Genomic DNA, 23,211 nt, shown 5'->3' on the forward strand with positions numbered 1-23,211 from the left:
TCGACTATAACTTAATTAAGCCATCACTTTTTCTTCGCTGCATCGTCCATTTTCAGGACCGCCATGAACGCTTCTTGTGGCACTTCAACAGAACCAACCTGTTTCATACGTTTTTTACCTTCTTTTTGCTTATCTAAAAGCTTACGTTTACGTGAAATATCTCCACCGTAACATTTGGCAAGAACGTTCTTCCCCATCGATTTAATCGTTGACCTAGCGATAATCTTTTGACCTACTGCAGCTTGGATTGGAACCTCAAACTGTTGTCTTGGAATAAGTTCCTTTAATTTCTCCACGATTATTTTTCCGCGGTCGTAGGCAGAATCGTTATGAACAATAAAGGATAGTGCATCCACTTTTTCAGCATTTAGAAGAATATCCATCTTCACAAGTTTGGAAGGCTTGTACCCAATCAACTCATAATCAAAGGAGGCATACCCTTTTGTATTTGATTTTAATTGGTCAAAAAAGTCATATACGATTTCAGCTAATGGAATTTCATAAACGATACTCACTCGAATATCATCGAGATATTGCATATCAATAAAGTTTCCACGCTTGTCCTGGCAAAGCTCCATAACTGCTCCAACATATTCGTTTGGAACCATCACTGTTGCTTTCACATAAGGCTCTTCCACACGATCAATCGTTTGTGGATCAGGCATATTTGATGGATTATCTACACTCAGCTCTGTTCTATCCGTTAAATGTACCTGGTAAATTACAGACGGGGCTGTCGTAATTAAATCAATATTAAATTCTCGCTCGATACGTTCCTGAATGATTTCCATATGAAGCAATCCCAAGAAGCCACAACGGAAACCAAAGCCTAACGCTTGAGATGTTTCAGGTTCGTATTGTAGTGCAGAATCATTAAGTTCCAGTTTTTCCAATGCATCACGAAGATCATTGAATTTAGCTGAATCAATTGGGTAAAGTCCGCAGTATACCATTGGATTTAATTTTCGGTAACCAGGAAGCGGCGTAACAGCACCATTCTTAGCACTCGTGATTGTATCACCTACACGAGTATCGCCAACGTTTTTGATAGCAGCAGTTAAGAAGCCTACATCACCGACTGTCAGTTCATCCAGCATCAACGCTTTCGGTGTGAATACACCTACTTCGTTAACCTCGAACTCTTTTCCCGTTGCCATCATTTTGATTTTATCGCCAACCTTAACTGTACCATGCATTACCCTAATGTAAGCGACAACTCCACGGTATGGGTCAAATAAACTATCAAAAATAAGTGCTTGCAAAGGGGCATCAGGATCACCTTGTGGCGCAGGAATCCTCTCGACAGCCTGCTCTAAAATATCTTCAATACCAATGCCTGCCTTCGCACTAGCTAAAACTGCATCAGAAGCATCCAAGCCAATAACATCCTCTATTTCTTGGCGAACACGCTCTGGCTCTGCACTAGGCAAGTCTATCTTATTAATAACTGGCATAATTTCCAGATTGTTGTCTAATGCCAAATAAACGTTTGCAAGCGTTTGGGCTTCAATACCTTGCGCTGCATCTACCACTAGAATGGCACCTTCACATGCGGCTAAACTTCTGGAGACCTCATATGTAAAATCGACGTGTCCAGGTGTATCAATAAGATGGAAAATATATTCTTCGCCATCATTCGCTTTATATCTTAATTGAACGGCATTCAATTTAATCGTAATCCCGCGTTCACGTTCCAGGTCCATGGAATCAAGCAATTGATTCTTCATTTCCCTTTGTGTCAATGCAGACGTTTTTTCCAAAATACGGTCTGCTAAAGTTGATTTCCCATGGTCAATATGGGCAATAATTGAAAAGTTTCTTATCTTTGATTGTCGTTTTAACCGTTCTTCTCTGTTCATTATCTGTTTCACTCCTACACTTTCGGCAACATACACTATTTTTGATTATATCAATACGAACAAGAAGATTCAATGATATTTCAAGGGTTTGGATTTACTAGGAAAAAAGAAAGCCTCCACCATGGAGATTTCAGGCTCCGAAGGGTGTAAGCTTTCTTTTAAAATTATCCCGCTTTTTCCTCTACGGTGTCTTGGACTTTGTTGAAGAGTCCGCTCATTAGTCCAGAGACTCCATCTGCTAACTTTTTGCCGGCAGACGAGAAAACATTGTAGGCTTTGATGCCTTCTAGCTTTTCTTGTTTCTCTTTCATGTCCTGTGAATCAATTTGACGACCAAGTATTGTCCCGTTATAGCCTTCCGCCGTTTCCGCCACATGAAATGCTTCCCCTTGAAAAGCCGGATCATCATATCCCTTCATTTTCCGCATTCCATCATTGGCCTGCTGCATCCCCAAAAGCACTCCAAGAAACAACACCAGGGAAATGAACAAACATTTTACCATGAACCTCTTCATCGCACTTTCAGCTCCTATCTTTTTATTATTTATTATTGCGCGTCCCCTTCAGGAGTCCCGTCCACCTTTTCTGCCTGCCAGTAGATTTCACTGAAAACCTCTGCAAAAATTTCAAGGGTCCTGTTCATCTCTTCAAATGTATTATCGACTCCCCCAACCTCTATCAGCATGGAATTAGGTGAAAGATCCTGATTATAAATACCATTACGAGTTTCGACAGCTGGTGGAACAAATATACCTTTACTTAAACCAGGATGCAGTTTCTCCAATTCATGATGAATCTGTTCAGCCAAGTATTGATTCTTTTCATAGTTTTGGTTTTTCTTTCCTATTACAAAATACAGGCGGGCATGCGGGACACCGTTAATGTCCATGGTGGTGCTTTTTCTTCTCCCAGAATCCCGGTGAACGTCGATCAAGTAATTTAAATCCTGGTTGCCTGCCAAAGCCTCTTCCACGATCGGCCGAGTGACATCATAGGATTGTCCATATACCCAGCCTCTATTTTTTAACGCTAGTGCTGTATCGGTAGTATCTATGTCCGTCCCGATTCCACGTTGCGTCAATTCCTCCTGAAGTTTTTTGCCAAGACGCGTTACATTGACTTCAGGGTGACTTGCAGCATTCGGACTTGTCACGCCTTCTAAATAAGGCAAAAATGATTCCCTTGAATGGGAATGGTAGATAAAGACGGTACGTTTATCTCCAGTTGTCTGAGCTGGAGGCGGAGCATTCTCCCCTTCTTCCTCCTCCACTTCAATAATGGAAGCTTGTCTCTCTTCTAACAGCACTTCCATCGGAGGGGAAGATTCCACTGGCATATCTGTATAATTGACTCCAGATCCCGCTACAAGAATTTCTCCGTCATAGTGTGCAAAGCCAGGGATTTCATTACGGATAAGGCTGCGCGGATCATCAAGGTTAAGGCTTGTCGTTAACTCAAACAAAGCAGAAGCGTAATTCGGCGCCTTTGCTTCACTAGACAGACCTTGGGTAAAATACGCATTCGTATAACCGAATATATGTAACAGCGACTCCCCTGAGAACCGTTTGGAAAACTCATGGATGGAGCTTGAGCTGACTCGATATTCTGGTTTTAGAGAGGTCATGACACCGGATACCGCAAATACAAGAATAAATCCTAAGATCACTGCTACGACTGATTTTTTTAAGCTTGTCCCATTTAATATGACGATGCGTGAGGAGCGGTAGCCCTTCATTTTCTCACCCTTTCACATACTTGTTGCTACTATATGTATGCGAAAGGATGAAAAGTAGAACTAGGTGGCTTAATGTGTATAGGCGTCTACGTTATCTTGGTTAACATGGTAATGCAGAGCCGCATTCAATCCTTCAGCCACGACATTCGCCATATCTTCAATAAAATCGTCCACTTCTTTCGGTGTTACCATCAGATTGTGACCAAGGGGGGAAAGGACTTCATGAATCAACCTGCGTTTCTCCTCTTCTTCGAGCGTCCCAACCATACCAAGGAAGTTTTTGCGGTGTTCTTCCCCTGGCAGGTCCTCTTCGGTAAGCTTGCGTTTTTCCCCGAACGTCATTCCTGCTGGCGCAAGAGACCTTGAAGGACTATCCCCTTCTTTCATCTCTTTTCCAAAATGCTTCAAGATGAAATCAATTGTATCGCTAGCCATTGAAACCGCATCGACTACGGTAGGAATACCAATTGCAATTACCGGAATTCCAAGCGTTTCCAGGCTAAGCTCTTTTCGTTTGTTACCAACCCCTGATCCTGGATGAATCCCAGAATCGGAAATTTGAATGGTCGCATTCACTCGTTCGATCGATCTCGCTGCCAATGCATCAATGGCAATCACAAAATCAGGTTTCGTTTTTTCCACCACTCCGACAATGATGTCACTTGTCTCAATTCCTGTAATCCCCATCACTCCAGGGATAATGGCACTTACTGGCCTAAATCCATCTTGCACCGACTCTGGCTGCAGCTTAAAAAGGTGTCTGGTTATTAGTAGATTTTCGCAAACTAGAGGACCTAGGGCATCTGGCGTAACATTGGTATTTCCAAGACCTACCACTAAGCAACTAGCATCCTTGGAGATATTAAGCGAATTCAAGAACGCACTAAATTCTTTTGCGAAAACTACTTCTACTTTCTTTTGCAAGTCGCTGTCTTTTTGGCGAATTCCCACCGTTTCAAGCGTAAGATAGTTTCCCGGTTTCTTCCCCGTCATCTCCGCTCCTTTGTCGGATATGGTGACAGTGGTAATATTTATTCCATCGGTTTGTCGTTCTTTCACGACTACCCCTTCAATTTGTGAAACCGGTCCGGATGATTGATTGTTTGCGTTTGATTCGTTTTGGTTTTGGTTTTGATTTTGGGTTTGGGTTTGGGTCGGTGCCTTCGGGTTCTCCCCGTTCTGACGATTTTGTTTTTCTATAGCCATCTGATTGGCTTCTATCGCCAAATCGGTTCTTACTTCGTATTTACTTAAATCCAAAGGTTGTCGTGATTTAGGTTGAGTCATCTGTGCACGCCTCCAGCATTTCCAAATTTTAGTTTTATTTTGACCTTACAATCTTTTTTCATGCATAAAAAAACCCGTGGAATGAACATTCAAGAAAATTCCCTTGACTCCCTATTGCATAATCATTATGGATTTGATAAAATATCACTTGTTCTCATAAGTATAGAAATGTCGAGTTTTATATAAAATCTCGATCGTTGAATTGTATGGAGGTGAAAGATATGCCAAACATTAAATCTGCTATCAAACGTGTAAAAACTAACGATGTACGTCGTGCTCATAACGCTACTATCAAGTCTTCTATGCGTACTGCTGTGAAGAAAGTAGAAGCTTTTGTTGCTAACAACGATGTTGAAGGTGCAAAAACTGCTTACCTAGAAGCTGCTAAACGTTTAGACAAAGCTGCGCAAAACGGTATCATCCACAAAAATGCAGCAAACCGTCAAAAATCTCGCCTAGCGAAAAAAGTAAACGGAGCTACTGCATAATAAAAGGGCGATCCGGATGGGTCGTTTTTTTATTTTTTGTCCTTTGGGGGTCAGACCCCCAAAGGATTTTTTTGATTTATGTCGAATACTTAAAGATACTGTGCTTTTCTGCCTTCAAAGGGTCCAAAAACGACAAAAAACCACCGAATCTGCATGTTCGGCGGTCAGAGAAGTTTTCTTTTTTGGTTGTTCATTTAATAGGTGCAAGTTTAATCAGTAACATTTCCATCGCGAGCTGTTTATCAATTTTTCCGCTTTTCATCAAATAATCGGCCTCTGCAAGATCGTCCACCATTTTCATCAGCTCTCCTCGCTCAAAATATCTGCCCTGCTGGGACGCAAGCTTTACTCGATAGGGGTGAACTCTCAAAATTCCTGCCATTTTCTGCTGACTATATCCTTGCTCACTTAAATCTTTTACCTGATACAATAAACGAAACTGATTGGCGATCAATGCGTGTAACTTGATTGGCTCTTCATTATTGCGCACCAAGTCATAAAACAGCTCCAATGCTTCGTCCACTTTCCTATGTACCATTTTTTCAATCAATTCAAACACAGAATGTTCAATGGATTTTGCTGCTAATTTTTTTACAACATTAACAGAAATCTCAGGTTCCGAAACGCCGATATACATGGCCATTTTGTTGATCTCCTGTGAAAGGACAGAAAGATTGACACCGGCAATTTTCAGCAGCTCTTCAGCTGCCGCATCACTCAAATCCGCTCCGTTTTGCATCGCTTTATCCTTCATCCACGCTTTAAGGTCTCTCTCCCCTAAAGGCTGTACTTCCATGACCTCTGCGTATTTCTTCAACTGCTTCACAATCTTTTTGCGCTCATCCAGCTTTTCATAAGATGCCTGGATGACCATTATGGTATATGGAGCCGCTTCTTGTATGTATGCAAGAAATCGATCTGTATTATGTTCGACCTTACTTTTATTTTTTTCTGCAGTCAGAAAGAATGGATTTGATAGGACCACCACTCTTCTTTCCCCCATAAAGGGCAAGGTCTCTGCATCTTCAATCGCTACATCGACCGGTTGTTCTTCCATATCATAAAAGGAGAGATTGAAATCATGCTCCTCTTCATCGAGTGCATGTTCAATGATGGAATCCCTGATTTCTTTCATTAGAAAAGTTTCCGTCCCCAATAGTAAGTATATTGGCGCAAAGTGTTTGGCCTTTATTTTTTTCAACGCTTCAATTCCCATTTGTATGCTCCTGTCATCTGTTTCTTTACTACCTTATCGTACATGAGAATGTTGTTAATTGACAAGCATCAATAGAGCAGTAAAATGCAAAGGAGACTAGTTCTCACCTACAAAGAACTAATCTCCATTTTATATGAACGTTAACGATGCAAGCCCCAGGTAACTCGCCCGTTAACGATTGCCCCGTTTGGGTGTAATACTATGTTCTCCCCGAATTTCCGAACTATTTGTGACAACTCTTGTCAATGGAGGAAAAGCAAAAATGTCTGGTGGATTTTTTTTGTTGTATAGCTTATACTAATGTGTGATAGGAGGGATACTTATGAACGAATTTGAGAAAAGCGTCCAAAGTAAACGTAACGATGCAGTAGATTCTGGTGTCGGTTTTGTCGTATCCTTCGGTTTTTTCGCAACAATCTTTGCAATGGCAACATTGATTCAGTACTTAGGATCTTAATGACGGGATAAGATACATACCGTCGTGATTCTTTTCCAAAGCATGTTGTGAAAAGAATGGGGATAACTCAAAAAGCTTCGCTATAAAAGAGACTGCGTCCTACATGGTGCAGTCTCTTTTTCATTTTTGATACTGTATCCTATGGGATTATAGTGGAAAACGTTCCTCCACGATGTGTAAATTCAAAGATAATTGCACCATGAAGATCTGTCCTGTACACTTTAGCATCTACTTGTGACAAACGGTCCAGCACTTCTTGATGGGGATGTCCAAAGCGGTTGTTCCTTCCTGCTGAGATGATAGCTACCTTTGGCTTGGTTCTTCCCAGAAAACCCTCGGTAGAAGACGTTTTGCTTCCGTGATGTCCAACCTTTAATACATCCACATTAAGGGTTGGGTAGGCGTGTATGAAATCGCGTTCCGCCTCCTCCTCCATGTCTCCTGTAAACAGCCAGTTCCTTTTTCCTATCATGGCAAAAAGCACAATAGATCCCTCATTTTTACTTTCATATATTTTAGCCGGATGAAGGAATGAAAAGCTTGCGTCGCCCACTTTCCAGCCAGTGTTTGAAACAGCGATTCCTGTAGATACACTTCTGCGCTTCGCTTCCTTTAAGATGTCCTGTTCCACTTCGCTTACACCGAATCCTTGAGGCACTAAGATCTCCTTTATACCCACTTGCCCCCAAAGACTTTCCACATTGCCTATATGATCAAAATCCCCATGCGTAAGAATCAATTTATCTAGCCGCCTAACTCCTTCTGCTTTTAAAAAAGGCACTAAAACATCTGATCCGTTATGGAATTCCTTCTTTCTTTTCCTCCATTCTTCTTCGGGGAAGGAAAACATCCCTCCTGTATCAATCAGATATTTTCCTTTATTAAAAGGCAGGCTTATATATATCGCATCTCCTTGACCAATATCAAGGACCACTATTTTTCCATAAGGATTAAAATAATGGATATTCCAGTGGAAAACCATGCATATAAGTAGGCCAATCACGCCAGCACTTACTTTATTTGTTTCCAACTTGCAAAAAAAGAAGATGACAGACACACAATAGACTGCCGTTAACAGAATGGCGGGCTTCCCAAACACCATGGTCCCTAGCGGAAATTGAGCAATCCAGACTGCCAGGGAATTCATGATTTCCAATGGGTAGGATAAAAAAGGGATGAACAAGGATACATCATCGGGGGAAAGCAAAAGTACAAAAAAGAGCAGAAAAGAAATTGGAAGCACGTAAAGGGAGTAAAACGGCACAAATATGATATTTAGAAGCGGACTCCAAATAGAGAACTGATAAAAGTGGTAGAGAAGCAAAGGCAAGGAGGCCACTTGAGCAATAAGGGATACAATGAATAGTTGAGCAGTGCCGTTTTTCACCTTCTGAATACTTTTAGAAGCTAATAGTAACGAGAGACTGACTGAAAAGGAGAGCTGAAACCCGATATGATATAGATAATATGGATTTAACAGTAAAACGAAGATGCAGGCCAGGCCAATTGTATCAATCGAGAAAACCTTCTTTTTCAAAAGCAATAGGGTAAGTGCCACTCCTGTCATGGTTGCGGCTCTCATGACAGATGGTGCTCCGCCTGCCAACAAGGCATATATCGGCAAGATGGATATCAATAACAGATTCATCCATTGCCTGGTGAATCCAATCCGGATGCCAAGGAAAAAAGTTGCTGCGGTGATGATTCCAACATGCAAGCCGGAAATCGCCAACAGATGGACAAGTCCCAGCTGCTGATAGGCATCCAACAACTCTCCATCAAGACTGCTACGATCTCCAAATATTAGCGAAATCATAAAACTTGCTTGAGGCTGGTCCACGTAGGCGTTAATTAAATGTATTCCTTGTTGCCGGTATTGTTTTATGGAAGTGAAGAAGGATGTTTTTGATGTAGAGGTGCAAGCTTTGGGAAGGGAATTCAACGTAAGTATCCAATGGATTTTCTGTTCATAAAGGTAGTTTTGGTAGTCAAAAGCGTGTGGGTTACTTGCTTGTTGAGGCTGTTTTACTATTCCTGACCACTTGCAACTGTCGCCAATTTCCAGTTCACTGAAATGCAATGCTTCTTCCGCCATATCCATAAAATACTCCACGACTAGTACTTCATTTTGGCTGCTTTTCATTTGGAAACCAACCTTATTCCCATCAATCATGACAGGGGAATAAACGGTGCCTGCGAATTCAGATTCACTCAGATGATGAATGGAAGCATTAGCACTATCCACGTATAACATATAGGCTGAGAAACCTGCGGTAAACAGGATGGTCAGTAAAAACAAGCCTCGAGGCTTTTCATCTATACGGTAGATCATGAGGAAGAATAGCAGAGAAAGGAAAAGCAGTCCCCAATGGAAATCTGACCTGGAGACTGTAATTCCCAAACAGCTTGCAATGGCCAAATAGGCATAAAAGCCTGTCCTGATCTTCATTGCTCGCTATCCCTTATTGCTGAATAAATCAGTAGAACGTTCGTACCAGTTCTTCATTTCTTCCTCACTGGCACCGGACTCCTTCAGCCTCTCGATCAGACTGTTAATAAACGCTAGTTTCTCAGGGTCATTCAAACTAACCGCCATCTCCTTCAACTCTACTTGTTCGACTTGCACATCTGCTTGTTCAAACATTTCCAGAGCATATGGGTGATTTTTGTATTCCATCGCGTAATAGACCGTTTTAATTCCTGCCTGAATAATGGCCTTACAACAGTGAAGGCAAGGAAAGTGCGTGACATAAATTTCCGCTCCGGTTGTAGGAACACCAAACTTAGAGCATTGAAGCAATGCATTCATTTCAGCATGAATGGTACGTACACAATGATTGTCAATAACAAAACAACCTTCATCGATGCAATGAACGCCGCCTGCTATCGATCCGTTATATCCGCCTGCAATGATTCTCTTGTCACGTACGATGGTTGCACCAACAGCAAGCCTTGTACATGTACTGCGCAATGCAAGCAAATGGCTTTGTGCCATAAAGTATTGATTCCATGATATTCTCGTCATCCTCCATCAGACCTCCAGTTCCTTAAGACAATATGCAATAACACTAGTGTATCGGCTCTACTAGAATTTCGTCAATTCAATTGGCAACAGTAATTTGATTTCTTAATTTTTCAAAAGACTTTTCTCCAATCCCTGTAACCTGCATAATATCTTCTTCTTTTTTAAATAATCCATTTTCCGTCCTGTAGTCTATAATTGCCTTGGCTTTTGCAGGGCCGACACCAGTTAATGTTGTTAATTCCTCTTCTGATGCTGTATTAATATTGACCAGCCCGCCTGCGGATGCCGATTGATTCTTACCTGTGATGTCCGGTTGCTGAATCACTTCATCTACTTCTTCGCCCTCTTTAGGGACGATTATGACCATTTCATCGGCCAACAGTGCTGCCAAATTCACCTTATCAGAATCGGCTCCTTCCATAAAGCCGCCTGCCTTTTCTACCGCATCTATAATTCTGTCACCGGTTTTCATCCGATAAACTCCAGGCTGTTGGACTTGTCCCTTAATATCAATAAGGACTTCTTGATTGGAAACCGCTTCTTCCTCATGGTTTTCTATTTCTTCTGAAGTGGTTTCTTCGGTTTCCTCCCCTTGTACTGTTCCTGCAAAACTTATTTGTTCCATAGAAGAATCTGTTTTATCTCCATTCATATTCGACCAACCAATAAAGGAAATCAGTGCTAAACCAAAGGTTGCTACCATTATTTTTGTTTTATGGATGGACCATAATTCTTTCATTCATTTCACCTTCTATTCATATTAGTAAGTCTGAAAACATATAGTGTATGAGAAACTTTTTTGGATGGAGGAGGGAATGAAACATGAAGATTGGAATGATCGGCACAGGCAACATGGGGAGAATCTTGGTGGAATCATTTGTCGACTCGAAAGCAGTACCTCCTGAACAGATTACCATTACTAATCGCTCAATAGAGAAGGCGTTTAAAATACAGAGCAAATATCCTGATCTCCATGTTGCGGAGACCGCCCAAGAGGTGGTTAGAGCTTCTGATATCATTTTTTTATGTGTAAAGCCATTGGATATTCACCCCCTTTTAACAAAGATCAATAAGGACCTGACACCTGATAAGTGCGTTATTTCCATCACAAGCCCTGTATCTGTTCTACAACTACAAACATTGGTCTCATGCCAGGTGGCAAGGATTATACCGAGCATCACCAACCGTGCACTCGCCGGTGTTACCCTAGTAACGTTTGGAGAAAACGTGGAAGAGGAGTATCGTGAGTTTCTTCTCACCATTTGTTCGAAGATCTCAACTCCGATTCATATTAAGGAAAATGTTACAAGAGTTGCCTCTGACATCGTTAGCTGCGGACCTGCATTTTTCAGTTACATTTTACAAAGATTCATTGATGGCGCGGTAAGTGAGACGTCCATTTCTAAAGAACAGGCGACAGATTTGGCCAGCCAGATGATTATAGGCATGGGGAAATTGATTGAAAAAGATATTTATACATTACAGACTCTACAAGAAAAGGTTTGTGTAAAGGGCGGTGTCACCGGAGAAGGCATCAAGGTGTTAGAGAACGAGTTGGGTGATGTGTTCCATCATGTGATTCAGAAGACTCATGAGAAGTTTGATGAAGACATTACAGAGGTAAAAAAACAGTTTCACTGATTAAAGTATTCGCTAACAATCGACAAATCCCTTTATATTTTTTATTTTTTTCATAAAAAAGGCGCCCTTTAAAGGACGCCTATTTTTGTGCAACAAAAAACACTCTTTCAGTATGATCGGCCAGATGTTCCGTGGAATAGTCGCCTGTTATCGATTTAACCGCGAACCCCACTTCTTTTAACCAATTTTTGTATGTTTCCACATCAAAAGTCCGCTGGAAATGAAGCTCGTCAAAACGCAAATATCGGTCAGATTCTTCTTCTTTTACAAAAAAGGAAAGCTCATGCTCGACACTGTTTGGAAAATCTCCAGGAAAACTATTCCAAATATATGATACTTCTTCTTCTACACTTGTAAACGTATTGTTCATAAAAACTTGGCTCATTTTATAAAGGGAATGCACATCAAAGAGCAGCAATCCGCCTTTTTTCAACTGATTGAACGCAGATTGAAACGTTCGTTTGACGTCTTCTTCTGTTTCTAGGTAATTTAAGGAGTCACAGAAAATCGTGATACAATCCACTCCATTAAACCCTTCAAGTTCTGCCATATTTTGCTCAAAAAGAGGAATGGAATGCCCAGAAGCAGAAGCTTTTTCATGCGCAATTGCCAACATGCTTTCTGAAAGATCTACCCCTGACACTTCCCATCCTTGTTGGGCAAATCGGACAGCAAGCTCCCCTGTACCACAACCAACATCTACGACGGAAAATGGATTGGAGTCCTCCCCCATATACCGTTGTTTAACAGTTTGCACAAAGGAGACCCATTTATCATAAGGAACGTCCTGCATCAATTGATCATAGATATGAGCAAATTGTCCGTAGGCCATGTTACGTTAACTCAAGTTGAATATCTTCTCGAGGAGCGTCTCCCCAAAGACGTTCTAGGTTGTAATAACCGCGCTCATCCTTATGGAATACATGGGCAACAACATCGCCTAAGTCCACAAGAATCCAGCGGGCTTCATCAAAGCCTTCCATTCTGCGTACGTTTTGACCGTTTTCTTCAGCAACTTCTTTAATGGCACGGGCAATTGCCTGAACCTGCTTGTCTGAGTTACCGTGGCAAATCAAGAAATAATCCGAAACCAGGGAAATCCCCTGCATATTTAAAGCTACTAATTCTTCTGCACGTTTATCATCTGCAGCCTTTGCTGCAAGTTGTAATAATTCGTTTGACATTTATGTTAACTTCCTTTCTTTTACCTTCATAGTCATATCGTTATAAGCTTGGAATGTATCGGGGTAAATCGGTTGATTTCGCTTTAACAAGTACATGATCGTATTCTTCATGGCCTGAATAACGGCTATATCAAGCGAACTCTTGGCAGATTCCCGGACTTGGTCCACACCGGGAAAATCCCGGCCAGGTTCGATATAATCCGCTACATACAATACCTTGTCAAGTGGCGTCATGTTTATTTTACCAGAAGTATGACAGCGGATCGCTTCTAGAACTTCGCCATCTGTGATGCCTGCCTCTTTTTCTACCAGATATGCCCCGACCGGCGCATGCCATAGTTCATCATGAAACTGCAGTAGGTCATGCGGCATCTTCTGGTCGATGATGATCCTGCGCATTTCCTCTTTATCGCGGAACTTGGCGTAATCATGAAAGATGGCTGCAAGCTCTGCTTTTTGTGTATCAACATCATAGCGTTCCGCAAGCTCTATAGCCGCTTCCATGACCCCGACTGTATGGATATATCGACGCTCCGTTAATTGCTCTCTAACCAACCGTAACGCTTTTTCTCTATTCATATAGGCGTTTCTCCTCTATGATTTCTTTTACCTGATCAGGGACCAAATACTGAGAAGTCCATCCTCCTTGCACACGCTTCCTTATTAGGGTAGAGCTAATGTCCATTTGAGGGGTTTCCACTTCAATCACAGGGTAAGCTGATTCAAACGTGTATCCCGGACGCTTCACTCCAACAAATGTGACAAGTTTAAGCAGTAGTTCTATATTGATCCATTTGGGCAGGTACTCTACCATATCCGCACCGATTATAAAATAGAAGCGGGTATCAGGATACTTTTCTGTTAATAACAACATTGTATCATATGTATAGGAGGGACCCTCCCTTTGAAGCTCAATAGTCTCCACCCGGAAGCTGCTGTTGGATTCAACAGCAGCTTCTAGCATTCCAACTCTGATAGCAGTCGGGGTTAAGGATTTATTTTGCTTATGGGGAGGAATGTGATTTGGCATAAACCAGATTTCATCTAACGAGAGCTTTTGTCTTACATCATTCGCAATCAGTAGGTGACCCAGATGCGGCGGATCGAATGTCCCGCCGATTATGCCCACTTTTTTCATGATGATCCCTCCATCCTGTTATCTTGGTAATTTGATTTGCTTGTTTTCTTTCGATTCTTTGTAAAGGATGATGGTGCTTCCAATAACCTGAACAAGTTCAGCCTTCGTACCCGCAACAAGTTCTTCTGCTACTTCTTTACGGTCCTCGTCACAGTTTTGAAGCACACTGACCTTAAGTAACTCTCTTACTTCTAAAGCTTCTGAGATCTGCTTTGTCATATTTTCATTCACTCCGCCTTTTCCTACTTGAAAAATCGGATCAAGATGATGTGCCTCTGCACGCAAAAATCTTTTTTGTTTACCTGTTAACATGGTTTTCCTCCTAGATGTTCTTGTACTAGTTTTTTCATTCTATCTGTATCTGGAAGCTCTCCAGTCCAAATCTTAAATGCTAAAGCCGCCTGATAGGCAAACATATGGATGCCGTTCTGAGTAACAGCACCAAGGGCTTTTGCTTCTTGTAATAACTTTGTTTCTAAAGGGTTATAAATAATATCACTGAATACGGCATGTTGTTTAATAGAATGAAAAGGCAGTGGGGTATCATTGATTTTCGGGAACATTCCCACTGAAGTCGTCTGAACTACCACGTCATACCTCTGTATTTCTTTTGCCGCTTGTTCTGTTGTGATACTCCGTGCTATTCCCTGTAATGAAAACTCTTCCATTAATTCCACTGACTTGGATACGGTCCGATTACATATATCAAGCCGTACGCCTTCCTCCTGAGCCAGAGTATAGAATATGGCCCTGGCTGCACCACCAGCACCAATTATAAGAATTTGCTTATCCTTTAGCTCCGTCACTTCTTTTAAGGCTTCTACAAATCCTCTGCCGTCGGTGTTGTACCCGATGAGCCTGCCGTTTCTGTTTAACACAGTGTTAACCGCGCCAATTTTCAGAGCGGCATCTTCCACACTATCTAACAAAGGGATGATTGCTTCTTTGTGGGGAATGGTTACATTAAATCCATTGACACCAAGGGCACGCATACCAGCAACCGCCGCCTTTAATTCATTAGGTTCCACATGAAAGGCATGGTAATGAGCGTCCATTCCTTTTTGTTGAAACGCATCATTATGGATGAGCGGAGACATGGAGTGTGCAATAGGAGACCCTATCACTCCGTATAGACTCTTCATCAGCCTCTCCTCCCTTTAGATCAACGATTTTCTTACCATCACTCCGACACCTTTTGGTACATGAGCCACCACTTTAATTCCCGGCTCATTAATCGTAACCCAGCCAAGGCCTGAAAATACAATATCCGTTTTCTCTTCTTTAATCGTAAACTCATGTGCGACAAGTTCAGGAAACGATTCTACATAGTCTTTTCCAGGTGGCTGCAACAAATCTCCTAAATGCTCTTTATAGACATGATCTGCATTCTCGAGCTTAGTACGATGGATATAAAGGTCATTAGATACGTAGCAAGTAAAAGAGTTACGGCCGCCTTTTACATAATCAAATCGTGCCAAACCTCCAAAGAAAAGCGTTTGAGCTTCATTTAATTGAAAAATCTTCGGTTTGATTTCCTTTTTAGGCGAAATAACTTTCAATTCCGTTTTGTCTATAAAATGCGCCATTTGATGGCGATTGATAATACCGGGTGTATCAAACAAGGATGCGCCGTTATCCAATGGAATGTCAATCATATCAAGTGTCGTACCAGGGAATTGAGATGTCGTGATGACATTTTCTTCTCCTGAGAATTCACGGATGATGCGGTTGATGAAGGTAGACTTTCCGACGTTCGTACAACCAACCACATACACATCTTTCCCGTCCCTGTAGTCTTCAATGGCCTGAGCCAATTCTTTGACGCCAGTTCCTTTATCCGCACTGATCAAGAAAACATCTTCTGGTTTCATGCCAAGCTCTTTTGCTGCTTGCTTCATCCAATTGATCACCTTATTGGGCTTAACTGACTTTGGCAGCAAGTCCACTTTGTTTCCAACTAATAATACCTTATTATTCCCTACAAATCGGTGTAAGCCCGGCAACCAACTTCCGTCAAAATCGAATATGTCTACAATTTTCACCACTAAGCCTTGTGTGTGGCCAATGGAATTCAATATTCGAATAAAATCGTCATCTGTCAGGGAAACATCTTGTATTTCATTGTAATGTTTCAGGCGAAAGCACCTTTTACAGATAACCGCTTCCTTATTTAATGAAGAAGGAGGCGCATACCCCAATCCATCCGGGTTTTCTGTCTGTATGGCCACTCCACACCCGATACATACTATTTGTTCTTCCATAAATGTTAGTCCTCCCAATTAATCATGCCTTTTCGTTTCATCCACGAAAGGATTCTTCTTTCTACACGGCGGTTGAATTTCGTTATAAAGCCGTCCGTTTGAGCAACCGGCACCACAAGGATAGTATGTAATCCTAGACGGTTACCTCCAAGTACGTCCGTTAGAAGCTGATCCCCGATTACTACCACTTCTTCTTTTGGAAGTTTCATATCTCTCAGCGCTCTTCGAAATGCCCGACGCATCGGCTTTCTTGCTCCATATATATAGTTTATTCCAAGTGGATCAGAAAACATCTTCACTCTTTTCAACTTATTATTGGAAACAATCGTTACTAAGATGCCAACCTTTTGCATTTCCTTAAACCATTCAATAAGCGCAGGTGTCGCTTCTGGGCGATCCCATTCCACAAGCGTATTGTCCAAATCTGTAATAATTCCTTTAATGCCCTTTTCCTTTAATTCCATTGGCTTTATTTCAAACACGCTTTTTACGTGTTGTGCAGGCAGAAAATACTTAATCATTTTATCACCCTCAATTGGTTTAGATAGTTGTTCTCATAAGTTATTTAAATGGACGATTCACGTTCAATATAAACACTTTACCATCTTACCTAAATTCCTTCTCTGTGTTAAGCATATTATTGATATTTCTAGTGTTAGCATGCTTCTAATTTCAAATTAAAAATAATCAAAATAAAAAGTTTTCGACAAATTCCTGTCGGTTTCAACACCTGTGGATAAACTTATCTACATTATACAGTGTGCCCTATAACGTTTACTGGTAATTATAAACAATATACCCACATGTTATCCACTGTTAACTGTGGATAACAGAACGGTTGTTCTAAAAATTAATACGTGGTAGAGTTATCGTACAACCTAACAAAACATACAATTATATGCGCAACAAATAACGAATAGAACGTAACTTAAAACATAATTCATTCAACCATACATAGTGACGTAATAATAGGAGGTGTAGGGCAGAGGCCAATCTGATGAGAAAACTTTCCGATGAACTTTTACTAGAATCCTATCACAAAGCGACCGAATTGAAATTAAGCACGGACTTCATTCTACTGATCGAGTTAGAGATTAAACGCCGTTCCCTAAACTACAAAATTAAAGCAACTTCCTAAAAGAGCCGGTCTACTGGCTCTTTTTGTTTTTTGCCTCCTGACCTCCTAAAAAAGAAAGAAAGCTAGTGCGCTCACTAGCTTAGCCAAGTACCGATTTTTTGACCGACCTTTACCTCTTCCTTCTCTTTCAATGTATTCTCCATCATGAAACCATCTTTCTCAAACAACAATATAACTGTGGAGCCAAATGAGAAGTATGCCATTTCTTCTCCTTTTACAAGTTGCTCGCTTTCGTGCGTCAATTCGATGCTGTTAACAAACATGGCGCCAACTTTTATCACCACAACGTGCTTGCCATTGTGCTCTATTTCTGTCAACCTGCGATAGTTCTTCGCAAGTGGTTCTTTCCCATACTTTAATCCCATCTGATTAACTGGATAAGATTTACCGCCTAATGTCCATTGTTTCGTAACGTTTCCTGTTATAGGAGTATGAATTTTATGATAGTGGCTCGGACTTAAGTAAAGGACCATATAAGAGCCGCCCATATATTTCTTGGCTAACTCGGGATCTGATAGCATTTCCCCGACAGAGTAATCAATCCCTTTCGCCGTTAGTGAAAGAGAATCAGTAATTAACCCCTTCTTCTCCACGACCGCATCAACCGGACTTACTACAGAGTTCTTGCCTGAGTCTATTGGCCTTACGTTAGGCTTTAAATTTCTAATGAAGAATTGTTGCAAGGTAGGGAACGTATCGATTTTTTCCTGCATTTCTTCCGTATTAATATTGTATACCTTCGCAAACGATGGGATAAACCGCTTGCTAAGTTTTGAACTGGCAAATTGTTTGACAGCCATTGAAGATAGCTTATGATTTGTCAATTCAATTGCTATCCTATAGATACTTTTTAACAAATTGCATTCCTCCAAGCTTATATTTCCTCTATATATAATGAAATAATCTGTTGTGTAAGATGGTCTACTTAAACTCCATGAGTGATATTATAACATTTGAACATAAGAAAAGGCATCCCCATATTCAGGAATGCCTTTTTTGTCTATTTATTTGCTTGTAAGTTGTAAAAACTCTTCCACATCTTCAAGCGATTTTTTGACTGCCTTTTCCCAGAAATCGCGTTGTGTCAAATCTACACCCAAATGCTTCATCGCCAGATCCTCAACTGTCATGGACGCTGTATCTTTTAATAAGGCAATATACTTTTCCTCATAGTTTGTTCCTTCTTCAAGCGCTTGAGAATAGATGCCCAATGAGAACAAGTATCCAAAGGTATATGGGAAGTTATAGAAAGGAACCTGTGTGATAAAGAAGTGCATTTTAGAAGCCCAGAACGTTGGATCGTACTCCCCTAGAGAGTCGCAATATGCTTCTTTTTGTGCTTCTACCATTAGTTCGTTTAACTTTTCCACACTTACCAATCCGTTTTTGCGTTCTTCATAGAATCTTGTTTCAAATAAGAAACGAGCATGGATATTCATATAAAATGCAACGCTGCGCTGAATCTTATCTTCTAAAAGAGAAATTTTCTCTTGCTCATCCTTCGCATATTTTACTGCCGCATCCGCGACTATCATTTCAGCAAAAGTAGAAGCGGTTTCTGCAACATTACTTGCGTAAAAGCGGTTCAAAGTTGGAACTCCGTGCATGGCATGCTGGTGGAAAGCATGTCCCAATTCATGAGCCAATGTGGATACATTAGAAAGCGTTCCCGAATAAGTCATGAAAATTCTGGACTGACCGGATACTGGGAAACTGGTACAGAAACCACCAGGTCTCTTTCCTGCTCGATCTTCGGCTTCAATCCATCGGTCTTCAAATGATTTTTTGGTAAACTCTGTAAGCTCAGGGCCAAACTTGGAGAACTGTTCGATAATGAATTCCGCACCCTCTTGATAAGAAAGAATCGTCTCTTCTGATGATAATGGAGCAGACACATCATACATGTTCAATTTCTCAAGTCCTAAAAGCTCCGCCTTACGTTCAAGATACTTTTTCAATGTGCCTTTATGGTCTGTGATTACCTGCCACATCATATCCAATGTTTCTTGCTTCATTCGGTTGTTCTCAAGCGGTTCATTAAGTACAGAGTCCCAACCTCTTTGCTCATATACTTGAAGACGGAACCCAGCAAGATGGTTTAAAGCGGCAGCAATTGTATCTGCTTGACCTTCCCATGCTTTTTTCCAAGCATCAGAAACCTTCTTACGGACACTGCGGTCTCCATTTGAAAAACGATTATGGGCTTGCCCAACGGATAGTTGTTTCACCTCACCGTTTTCTTCTACTGGAATCTTAATAGTGCCCACGATAGAGTTATATAGTTTCCCCCAAGCATGATAACCATCAACCGCTAGGGAGGTAACCAGTTTTTCCTGTGCAGCCGGTAATTTGTCTCCAGCTCTACGTCTTCTTTCATTTAATACATACTCAAGTGGCTGAAAAACATCTCGTTGAATAAGAGTTGCCCATGCCGCTTCATCAATATCTACTAGTTTTTCATCTAATGCGCCTAACTGGACCTGTAATTTTGCATGCAATTGAGCTACTTTACCTTGTAGCTGTGAGGCAGCCTTATCCTTAACATCCTGTGCAAGCAGACAGCTGATGAAAGCGGAAGCCTGTACCACTTTTTTAACGACATTCTCATAGGAAACCAAGATCGCCTGTAAGTTCTCTGTGGAGAATCCTTCTATTTGATTTTCAAAATCCCCAAGCTCTGATTGTATTTCCGTTAAATATGTATGAAATTCATTGGAATTGCTTCCTCCTTGGAAAAACACATCCAAGTCCCAAGTTTCGCTGTATGTTTTCGTTGTCACGTTGCAATTTCCCCCTTTTAACTTTATAAGACCATTATAAAGGAAGAGTGTAAATATTTCTACAATTCCAAACTATTTGATTGTCGTAAATTTCGTTATACGAAGTTTTTCCACAGACTTAGCCAAACCTACAATTGGAAAAAAGCCTATGCAAAAAGCATAAGCTTATCTGTATAAGTGATTTTTGCAATAATATGCGCCGCCAATAAGCAACAAGATAAACAGAATTACTAGAAGTCCATACAACCATCCACCATAATATCCAGGTCCGCATGGTCCAGGATATGGAGGAGGACAACAACCGAAACCTCCGTAAGGGTACCCGTACATACCAACAACCCCTTTCTCCAACTAGGTATCTACACTACTACCTTATGCACATCCCACAAAAGAGACAGGGCAAACGCGGAGAAAACCCCAATAAATTTCGGGAAAGTTCATGATAATTGTGTTACAGGGAGATTAAATTCCTGTGTGGGGGTCAGACCCCCACAGGATTTTCCCCCTTCACGTCGAAACCCCTTGGCACGTTTTTTGCCAAGGGGTTGGTTGTGATTAAGTTAGTGTTTTTTCTTTTCTTTTTCGGCACGGTAGAATTCGTGGAACATTTTCATGAGGGCGCGCTTTTCGATCCGGGATACATAGCTTCTGGAAATACCTAGTTCTTTCGCAATTTCCCGCTGCGTTTTTTCATCCTTTAAATCAAGGCCAAAGCGGCCGACAATAACCTCACGTTCCCTTTCATCGAGCACATCAATATAAACTTTTATCTTTTCCAGTTCCATATTAAGCTGTATGGTATCAATCACATCTTCAGATTCTGATTTCAATACATCTATTAAACTGATTTCGTTCCCTTCCTTATCTTGACCAATTGGATCATGTAATGAAACATCCTTCTTGGTTTTCTTTAACGCCCTTAAATGCATCAATATTTCATTTTCAATACAACGAGCTGCATAGGTTGCTAGCTTCGTCCCCTTTCCAGAATGGAAACTCTCAATGGCTTTGATCAACCCAATAGTTCCTATTGAAATTAGATCCTCTGAATCTTCTCCGGTATTTTCGAACTTTTTCACGATATGTGCCACAAGCCTCAGATTATGCTCAATAAGTAGATTCCTTGCCTCTTCATTTCCTTCTGCCATCAATTTCAGGTACTTCGCCTCATCCCCGGATGACAATGGTTGTGGAAATGCATTGTTCTTGACGTAAGAAACTAGAAAAACAAGTTCTTTGATTAAGTATCCTACCGATGCTAATATACTTGACACACTTTCACCTCCATAAGAAATGCTTAGGCAAGAGCCCAGTAATAATTCTTATGTAGGAAAAGGCATTCATGTGCAAGTACACTGCAAAATTAATCCAAATAAAAATGGTATATCAACATGTAATTGAAGTGTTATATTTATGTTACAATTCTGACGATTAATGGTACAATTTCAATTAGAAGAACAAATGTTCAATAAATAGAAAAAAGACCTCCCTAGTAACTAGGAAGATCTTAATACTTAATATAAGGATATTTTTTCAACTTGGAAGGAATGGTACCTTTGCCGACTTTCACCACACTGTACTCTTGAAACAATGCTTCAAACCACTTAGAAACTTCTGCATATGTTTTATTTTTGTAATCCACAAGCTGGGCAACCCGGTAACGCCTACGCGCCTTTTGCTCACGATCCACAACGATAAACCAAAAGCATGTAAGCTCAAAAGTGTTTGTACTAGTCGCTGACATGGTATCAACCTTCCTTTGTAAAATTATTTATTAATATAAAGGTGGTAACTCATTCGTCTTATAATCTTCAGAAGGACCAGCATGGGAAGTAACTGCATTTGCACCAAACAAAGTCAAGGAAACTACTAGAACTGTTAAGATAAACTTCTTCATTATCATTACCTCTTTCTACTTTTTATTTGGATTACTATTGAGCTATCTTTAATAAGTATTTTACACTATATTAAAAAATCATATTTTCCTCGATATTCAATGTTACGTCCAAATAATCTATGGTTTTCTTCAGTTTCCTACGATTTTCGTTTTAAATTATAACTCTAGGAATATTTTATTAGTTAGGATGTGATATTTAGTGGATTTTTCATTAATCGGGAAAGAGATAAAAATCCTGCGGTCTGCTCTTAACTTATCACAAGCTGAGTTAAGTGAAGGGATCTGTACACAATCACAAATCAGTAAAATTGAGAAGGGGGAAGTGTATCCTCTTGCTAACACTTTATATTATATAGCAGAAAGACTTGGAGTGGATATAAATTATTTTTACGATTTAGCAACTAACCCTCAACTATCCTATGTACAAGAAGTCTTTTCACAAGTAAAAGAACTTTTAAACCGAAGTGAATTCGAAGAAGTGTACGCTATAGTTGAAAGTGAAAGAAAAAACCCGCTATTTGTTAACAATAGAAAAAATAAGCAATTCTTACTATCTACCGAAGGAGTATGTGTATATCACCTAAAAAAGAACAAACGCGAGGCTTTAAGGTTATTACAAAGTGCATTGGACTTAACCAAAATGACCTCAAAACTTCTAGGCGAGAGAGAAATTGAAATTCTTAATAGCATGGCTATTGTTCATTTTGAAACCAAAAATTTTGAAGAGGCATTGAGAATATTTAATCACGCTATCAATTGTTACATGAAAATACCTTATCACCATGACCCTACAATAAAAACAAAGATTTTGTACAATAAAGCAAAAACACTAACAAGAATGAATAAATTAGAAGAATCTAATGATACATGTAAGCTAGCAGTAAAATGGTGCGTGAAACAAAATAGTATGTATGGTTTAGGAAACCTTTACTACCATATAGGCTACAATTTCAGCCTTTTACTTAATAATGACATCGCCATAGAATACTACAACAAATCCATTCAGATTTTCATGATTCAAGAGAACAAAGTTTTCGTCAAACATATTAAAGAAAAAATTGATGAACTGTCCGTCTTAATAGACTAAAAAAACTAGGCATCTCAG

26 protein-coding genes are annotated in these 23,211 nt (G+C 40.4%); 5 read left to right on the plus strand and 21 right to left on the minus strand.

The annotated features are described in order from the left end of the window. Positions 1 to 23: 23 nt before the first annotated feature. The 4 genes from lepA to gpr form a co-directional block, all read right to left on the minus strand. Positions 24 to 1,859: a translation elongation factor 4 gene (gene lepA / locus LG307_RS15620; protein WP_404443815.1), complete on the minus strand. Its 1,836-nt coding sequence runs from the start codon at positions 1,857 to 1,859 to the stop codon at positions 24 to 26. Between the two features lie 164 nt (positions 1,860 to 2,023). Next, positions 2,024 to 2,374: a DUF3679 domain-containing protein gene (locus tag LG307_RS15625; RefSeq protein ID WP_404443818.1), complete on the minus strand. Its 351-nt coding sequence runs from the start codon at positions 2,372 to 2,374 to the stop codon at positions 2,024 to 2,026. A gap of 32 nt (positions 2,375 to 2,406) precedes the next feature. Then, positions 2,407 to 3,594 (minus strand): stage II sporulation protein P, encoded by a 1,188-nt coding sequence (gene spoIIP, locus LG307_RS15630; protein ID WP_404443820.1) that lies wholly within the window; start codon positions 3,592 to 3,594, stop codon positions 2,407 to 2,409. Between the two features lie 69 nt (positions 3,595 to 3,663). Then, positions 3,664 to 4,881, minus strand: a complete 1,218-nt coding sequence (gene gpr, locus LG307_RS15635) for a GPR endopeptidase (RefSeq protein WP_404443823.1) — start codon at positions 4,879 to 4,881, stop codon at positions 3,664 to 3,666. Between the two features lie 221 nt (positions 4,882 to 5,102). Here gpr and rpsT point away from each other — a divergent pair, with 221 nt between their 5' ends. Then, complete coding sequence (rpsT, locus tag LG307_RS15640) at positions 5,103 to 5,369, plus strand: 30S ribosomal protein S20 (protein WP_010196181.1); 267 nt, start codon at positions 5,103 to 5,105, stop codon at positions 5,367 to 5,369. A 190-nt stretch (positions 5,370 to 5,559) separates the two neighbouring features. On the opposite strand, the gene holA is transcribed toward rpsT, so the two are convergent. Continuing rightward, on the minus strand, positions 5,560 to 6,585 hold the full coding sequence (gene holA, locus LG307_RS15645) for a DNA polymerase III subunit delta (protein WP_404443825.1): 1,026 nt from the start codon (positions 6,583 to 6,585) through the stop codon (positions 5,560 to 5,562). Positions 6,586 to 6,907: 322 nt separating this feature from the next. Between holA and LG307_RS15650 the strand changes: the two genes are divergently transcribed. Then, positions 6,908 to 7,042, plus strand: coding sequence for a YqzM family protein (locus tag LG307_RS15650; protein WP_404443827.1), 135 nt, complete (start codon positions 6,908 to 6,910; stop codon positions 7,040 to 7,042). Between the two features lie 139 nt (positions 7,043 to 7,181). Here LG307_RS15650 and LG307_RS15655 read toward each other — a convergent pair whose 3' ends face one another. The 3 genes from LG307_RS15655 to LG307_RS15665 all read right to left on the minus strand — a co-directional run bounded on the left by LG307_RS15655 (position 7,182) and on the right by LG307_RS15665 (position 10,806). Next, positions 7,182 to 9,491, minus strand: coding sequence for a DNA internalization-related competence protein ComEC/Rec2 (locus tag LG307_RS15655; RefSeq protein WP_404443829.1), 2,310 nt, complete (start codon positions 9,489 to 9,491; stop codon positions 7,182 to 7,184). Positions 9,492 to 9,497: 6 nt separating this feature from the next. Continuing rightward, positions 9,498 to 10,067 (minus strand): ComE operon protein 2, encoded by a 570-nt coding sequence (locus LG307_RS15660; protein WP_404443832.1) that lies wholly within the window; start codon positions 10,065 to 10,067, stop codon positions 9,498 to 9,500. 76 nt (positions 10,068 to 10,143) lie between these two features. Continuing rightward, positions 10,144 to 10,806: a helix-hairpin-helix domain-containing protein gene (locus LG307_RS15665; RefSeq protein WP_404443835.1), complete on the minus strand. Its 663-nt coding sequence runs from the start codon at positions 10,804 to 10,806 to the stop codon at positions 10,144 to 10,146. A gap of 83 nt (positions 10,807 to 10,889) precedes the next feature. Here LG307_RS15665 and comER point away from each other — a divergent pair, with 83 nt between their 5' ends. Beyond that, positions 10,890 to 11,708: a late competence protein ComER gene (gene comER / locus LG307_RS15670; protein ID WP_404443838.1), complete on the plus strand. Its 819-nt coding sequence runs from the start codon at positions 10,890 to 10,892 to the stop codon at positions 11,706 to 11,708. 79 nt (positions 11,709 to 11,787) lie between these two features. Here the strand turns inward: comER and LG307_RS15675 are convergent, their stop codons facing one another. The 8 genes from LG307_RS15675 to LG307_RS15710 are packed head-to-tail and all read right to left on the minus strand — an operon-like array spanning position 11,788 to position 16,812. Beyond that, the gene (locus tag LG307_RS15675) at positions 11,788 to 12,540 is read right to left on the minus strand and encodes a class I SAM-dependent DNA methyltransferase (RefSeq protein ID WP_404443840.1); all 753 of its coding nucleotides are present in this window, start codon (positions 12,538 to 12,540) and stop codon (positions 11,788 to 11,790) included. A 1-nt stretch (position 12,541) separates the two neighbouring features. After that, positions 12,542 to 12,892 carry a ribosome silencing factor gene (gene rsfS / locus LG307_RS15680; RefSeq protein ID WP_404443842.1) on the minus strand — a complete coding sequence of 117 codons (351 nt, stop codon included), beginning with the start codon at positions 12,890 to 12,892 and terminating at the stop codon, positions 12,542 to 12,544. Beyond that, complete coding sequence (gene yqeK / locus LG307_RS15685; RefSeq protein ID WP_404443845.1) at positions 12,893 to 13,471, minus strand: bis(5'-nucleosyl)-tetraphosphatase (symmetrical) YqeK; 579 nt, start codon at positions 13,469 to 13,471, stop codon at positions 12,893 to 12,895. Beyond that, a complete protein-coding gene (locus LG307_RS15690; protein WP_404443847.1) occupies positions 13,464 to 14,030 on the minus strand; it encodes a nicotinate-nucleotide adenylyltransferase in 567 nt (188 codons plus the stop codon). Before LG307_RS15690 ends, yqeK begins: the two co-directional genes overlap by 8 nt. 18 nt (positions 14,031 to 14,048) lie before the next feature. Continuing rightward, a complete protein-coding gene (gene yhbY / locus LG307_RS15695) occupies positions 14,049 to 14,342 on the minus strand; it encodes a ribosome assembly RNA-binding protein YhbY (RefSeq protein WP_404443850.1) in 294 nt (97 codons plus the stop codon). Further along, positions 14,336 to 15,172, minus strand: a complete 837-nt coding sequence (gene aroE, locus LG307_RS15700; RefSeq protein WP_404443853.1) for a shikimate dehydrogenase — start codon at positions 15,170 to 15,172, stop codon at positions 14,336 to 14,338. Before aroE ends, yhbY begins: the two co-directional genes overlap by 7 nt. Before the next feature lie 15 nt (positions 15,173 to 15,187). Next, entirely contained in the window at positions 15,188 to 16,291 is a 1,104-nt protein-coding gene (gene yqeH, locus LG307_RS15705) for a ribosome biogenesis GTPase YqeH (protein WP_404443855.1), read from the minus strand. Positions 16,292 to 16,296: 5 nt separating this feature from the next. After that, complete coding sequence (locus LG307_RS15710) at positions 16,297 to 16,812, minus strand: YqeG family HAD IIIA-type phosphatase (protein WP_404443858.1); 516 nt, start codon at positions 16,810 to 16,812, stop codon at positions 16,297 to 16,299. A gap of 476 nt (positions 16,813 to 17,288) precedes the next feature. On the opposite strand from LG307_RS15710, the gene LG307_RS15715 reads away from it, so the two are divergent. Next, positions 17,289 to 17,429, plus strand: a complete 141-nt coding sequence (locus tag LG307_RS15715; RefSeq protein ID WP_404443861.1) for a sporulation histidine kinase inhibitor Sda — start codon at positions 17,289 to 17,291, stop codon at positions 17,427 to 17,429. 74 nt (positions 17,430 to 17,503) lie between these two features. Here LG307_RS15715 and LG307_RS15720 read toward each other — a convergent pair whose 3' ends face one another. The 5 genes from LG307_RS15720 to LG307_RS15740 form a co-directional block, all read right to left on the minus strand. Next, entirely contained in the window at positions 17,504 to 18,286 is a 783-nt protein-coding gene (locus tag LG307_RS15720; protein ID WP_404443864.1) for a phosphatidylserine decarboxylase, read from the minus strand. Between the two features lie 147 nt (positions 18,287 to 18,433). After that, the gene (locus tag LG307_RS15725) at positions 18,434 to 20,209 is read right to left on the minus strand and encodes a M3 family oligoendopeptidase (RefSeq protein ID WP_404443867.1); all 1,776 of its coding nucleotides are present in this window, start codon (positions 20,207 to 20,209) and stop codon (positions 18,434 to 18,436) included. Positions 20,210 to 20,769: 560 nt separating this feature from the next. After that, positions 20,770 to 21,483 carry an RNA polymerase sporulation sigma factor SigK gene (gene sigK, locus LG307_RS15730; RefSeq protein WP_404443870.1) on the minus strand — a complete coding sequence of 238 codons (714 nt, stop codon included), beginning with the start codon at positions 21,481 to 21,483 and terminating at the stop codon, positions 20,770 to 20,772. A gap of 233 nt (positions 21,484 to 21,716) precedes the next feature. Next, positions 21,717 to 21,953 (minus strand): hypothetical protein, encoded by a 237-nt coding sequence (locus LG307_RS15735; RefSeq protein ID WP_404443873.1) that lies wholly within the window; start codon positions 21,951 to 21,953, stop codon positions 21,717 to 21,719. 30 nt (positions 21,954 to 21,983) lie between these two features. Further along, positions 21,984 to 22,106 carry a hypothetical protein gene (locus LG307_RS15740; RefSeq protein ID WP_404443875.1) on the minus strand — a complete coding sequence of 41 codons (123 nt, stop codon included), beginning with the start codon at positions 22,104 to 22,106 and terminating at the stop codon, positions 21,984 to 21,986. A 199-nt stretch (positions 22,107 to 22,305) separates the two neighbouring features. Between LG307_RS15740 and LG307_RS15745 the strand changes: the two genes are divergently transcribed. Continuing rightward, positions 22,306 to 23,193, plus strand: coding sequence for a helix-turn-helix domain-containing protein (locus LG307_RS15745; protein WP_404443878.1), 888 nt, complete (start codon positions 22,306 to 22,308; stop codon positions 23,191 to 23,193). The last annotated feature ends 18 nt before the right edge of the window (positions 23,194 to 23,211 follow it).

The sequence above is a fragment of the Sutcliffiella horikoshii genome, from assembly GCF_044809035.1.
In the GTDB taxonomy this organism is placed as follows: domain Bacteria; phylum Bacillota; class Bacilli; order Bacillales; family Bacillaceae_I; genus Sutcliffiella_A; species Sutcliffiella_A horikoshii_G.

Excerpts from the sequence above, each read along its gene's own strand:
- lepA (WP_404443815.1), bottom strand. The coding sequence starts at position 1,859 with ATGAACAGAGAAGAACGGTTAAAACGACAATCAAAGATAAGAAACTTT.
- LG307_RS15625 (WP_404443818.1), bottom strand. The coding sequence starts at position 2,374 with ATGAAGAGGTTCATGGTAAAATGTTTGTTCATTTCCCTGGTGTTGTTT.
- spoIIP (WP_404443820.1), bottom strand. The coding sequence starts at position 3,594 with ATGAAGGGCTACCGCTCCTCACGCATCGTCATATTAAATGGGACAAGC.
- gpr (WP_404443823.1), bottom strand. The coding sequence starts at position 4,881 with ATGACTCAACCTAAATCACGACAACCTTTGGATTTAAGTAAATACGAA.
- rpsT (WP_010196181.1), top strand. The coding sequence starts at position 5,103 with ATGCCAAACATTAAATCTGCTATCAAACGTGTAAAAACTAACGATGTA.
- holA (WP_404443825.1), bottom strand. The coding sequence starts at position 6,585 with ATGGGAATTGAAGCGTTGAAAAAAATAAAGGCCAAACACTTTGCGCCA.
- LG307_RS15650 (WP_404443827.1), top strand. The coding sequence starts at position 6,908 with ATGAACGAATTTGAGAAAAGCGTCCAAAGTAAACGTAACGATGCAGTA.
- LG307_RS15655 (WP_404443829.1), bottom strand. The coding sequence starts at position 9,491 with ATGAAGATCAGGACAGGCTTTTATGCCTATTTGGCCATTGCAAGCTGT.
- LG307_RS15660 (WP_404443832.1), bottom strand. The coding sequence starts at position 10,067 with ATGACGAGAATATCATGGAATCAATACTTTATGGCACAAAGCCATTTG.
- LG307_RS15665 (WP_404443835.1), bottom strand. The coding sequence starts at position 10,806 with ATGAAAGAATTATGGTCCATCCATAAAACAAAAATAATGGTAGCAACC.
- comER (WP_404443838.1), top strand. The coding sequence starts at position 10,890 with ATGAAGATTGGAATGATCGGCACAGGCAACATGGGGAGAATCTTGGTG.
- LG307_RS15675 (WP_404443840.1), bottom strand. The coding sequence starts at position 12,540 with ATGGCCTACGGACAATTTGCTCATATCTATGATCAATTGATGCAGGAC.
- rsfS (WP_404443842.1), bottom strand. The coding sequence starts at position 12,892 with ATGTCAAACGAATTATTACAACTTGCAGCAAAGGCTGCAGATGATAAA.
- yqeK (WP_404443845.1), bottom strand. The coding sequence starts at position 13,471 with ATGAATAGAGAAAAAGCGTTACGGTTGGTTAGAGAGCAATTAACGGAG.
- LG307_RS15690 (WP_404443847.1), bottom strand. The coding sequence starts at position 14,030 with ATGAAAAAAGTGGGCATAATCGGCGGGACATTCGATCCGCCGCATCTG.
- yhbY (WP_404443850.1), bottom strand. The coding sequence starts at position 14,342 with ATGTTAACAGGTAAACAAAAAAGATTTTTGCGTGCAGAGGCACATCAT.
- aroE (WP_404443853.1), bottom strand. The coding sequence starts at position 15,172 with ATGAAGAGTCTATACGGAGTGATAGGGTCTCCTATTGCACACTCCATG.
- yqeH (WP_404443855.1), bottom strand. The coding sequence starts at position 16,291 with ATGGAAGAACAAATAGTATGTATCGGGTGTGGAGTGGCCATACAGACA.
- LG307_RS15710 (WP_404443858.1), bottom strand. The coding sequence starts at position 16,812 with ATGATTAAGTATTTTCTGCCTGCACAACACGTAAAAAGCGTGTTTGAA.
- LG307_RS15715 (WP_404443861.1), top strand. The coding sequence starts at position 17,289 with ATGAGAAAACTTTCCGATGAACTTTTACTAGAATCCTATCACAAAGCG.
- LG307_RS15735 (WP_404443873.1), bottom strand. The coding sequence starts at position 21,953 with ATGTCAGCGACTAGTACAAACACTTTTGAGCTTACATGCTTTTGGTTT.
- LG307_RS15740 (WP_404443875.1), bottom strand. The coding sequence starts at position 22,106 with ATGAAGAAGTTTATCTTAACAGTTCTAGTAGTTTCCTTGACTTTGTTT.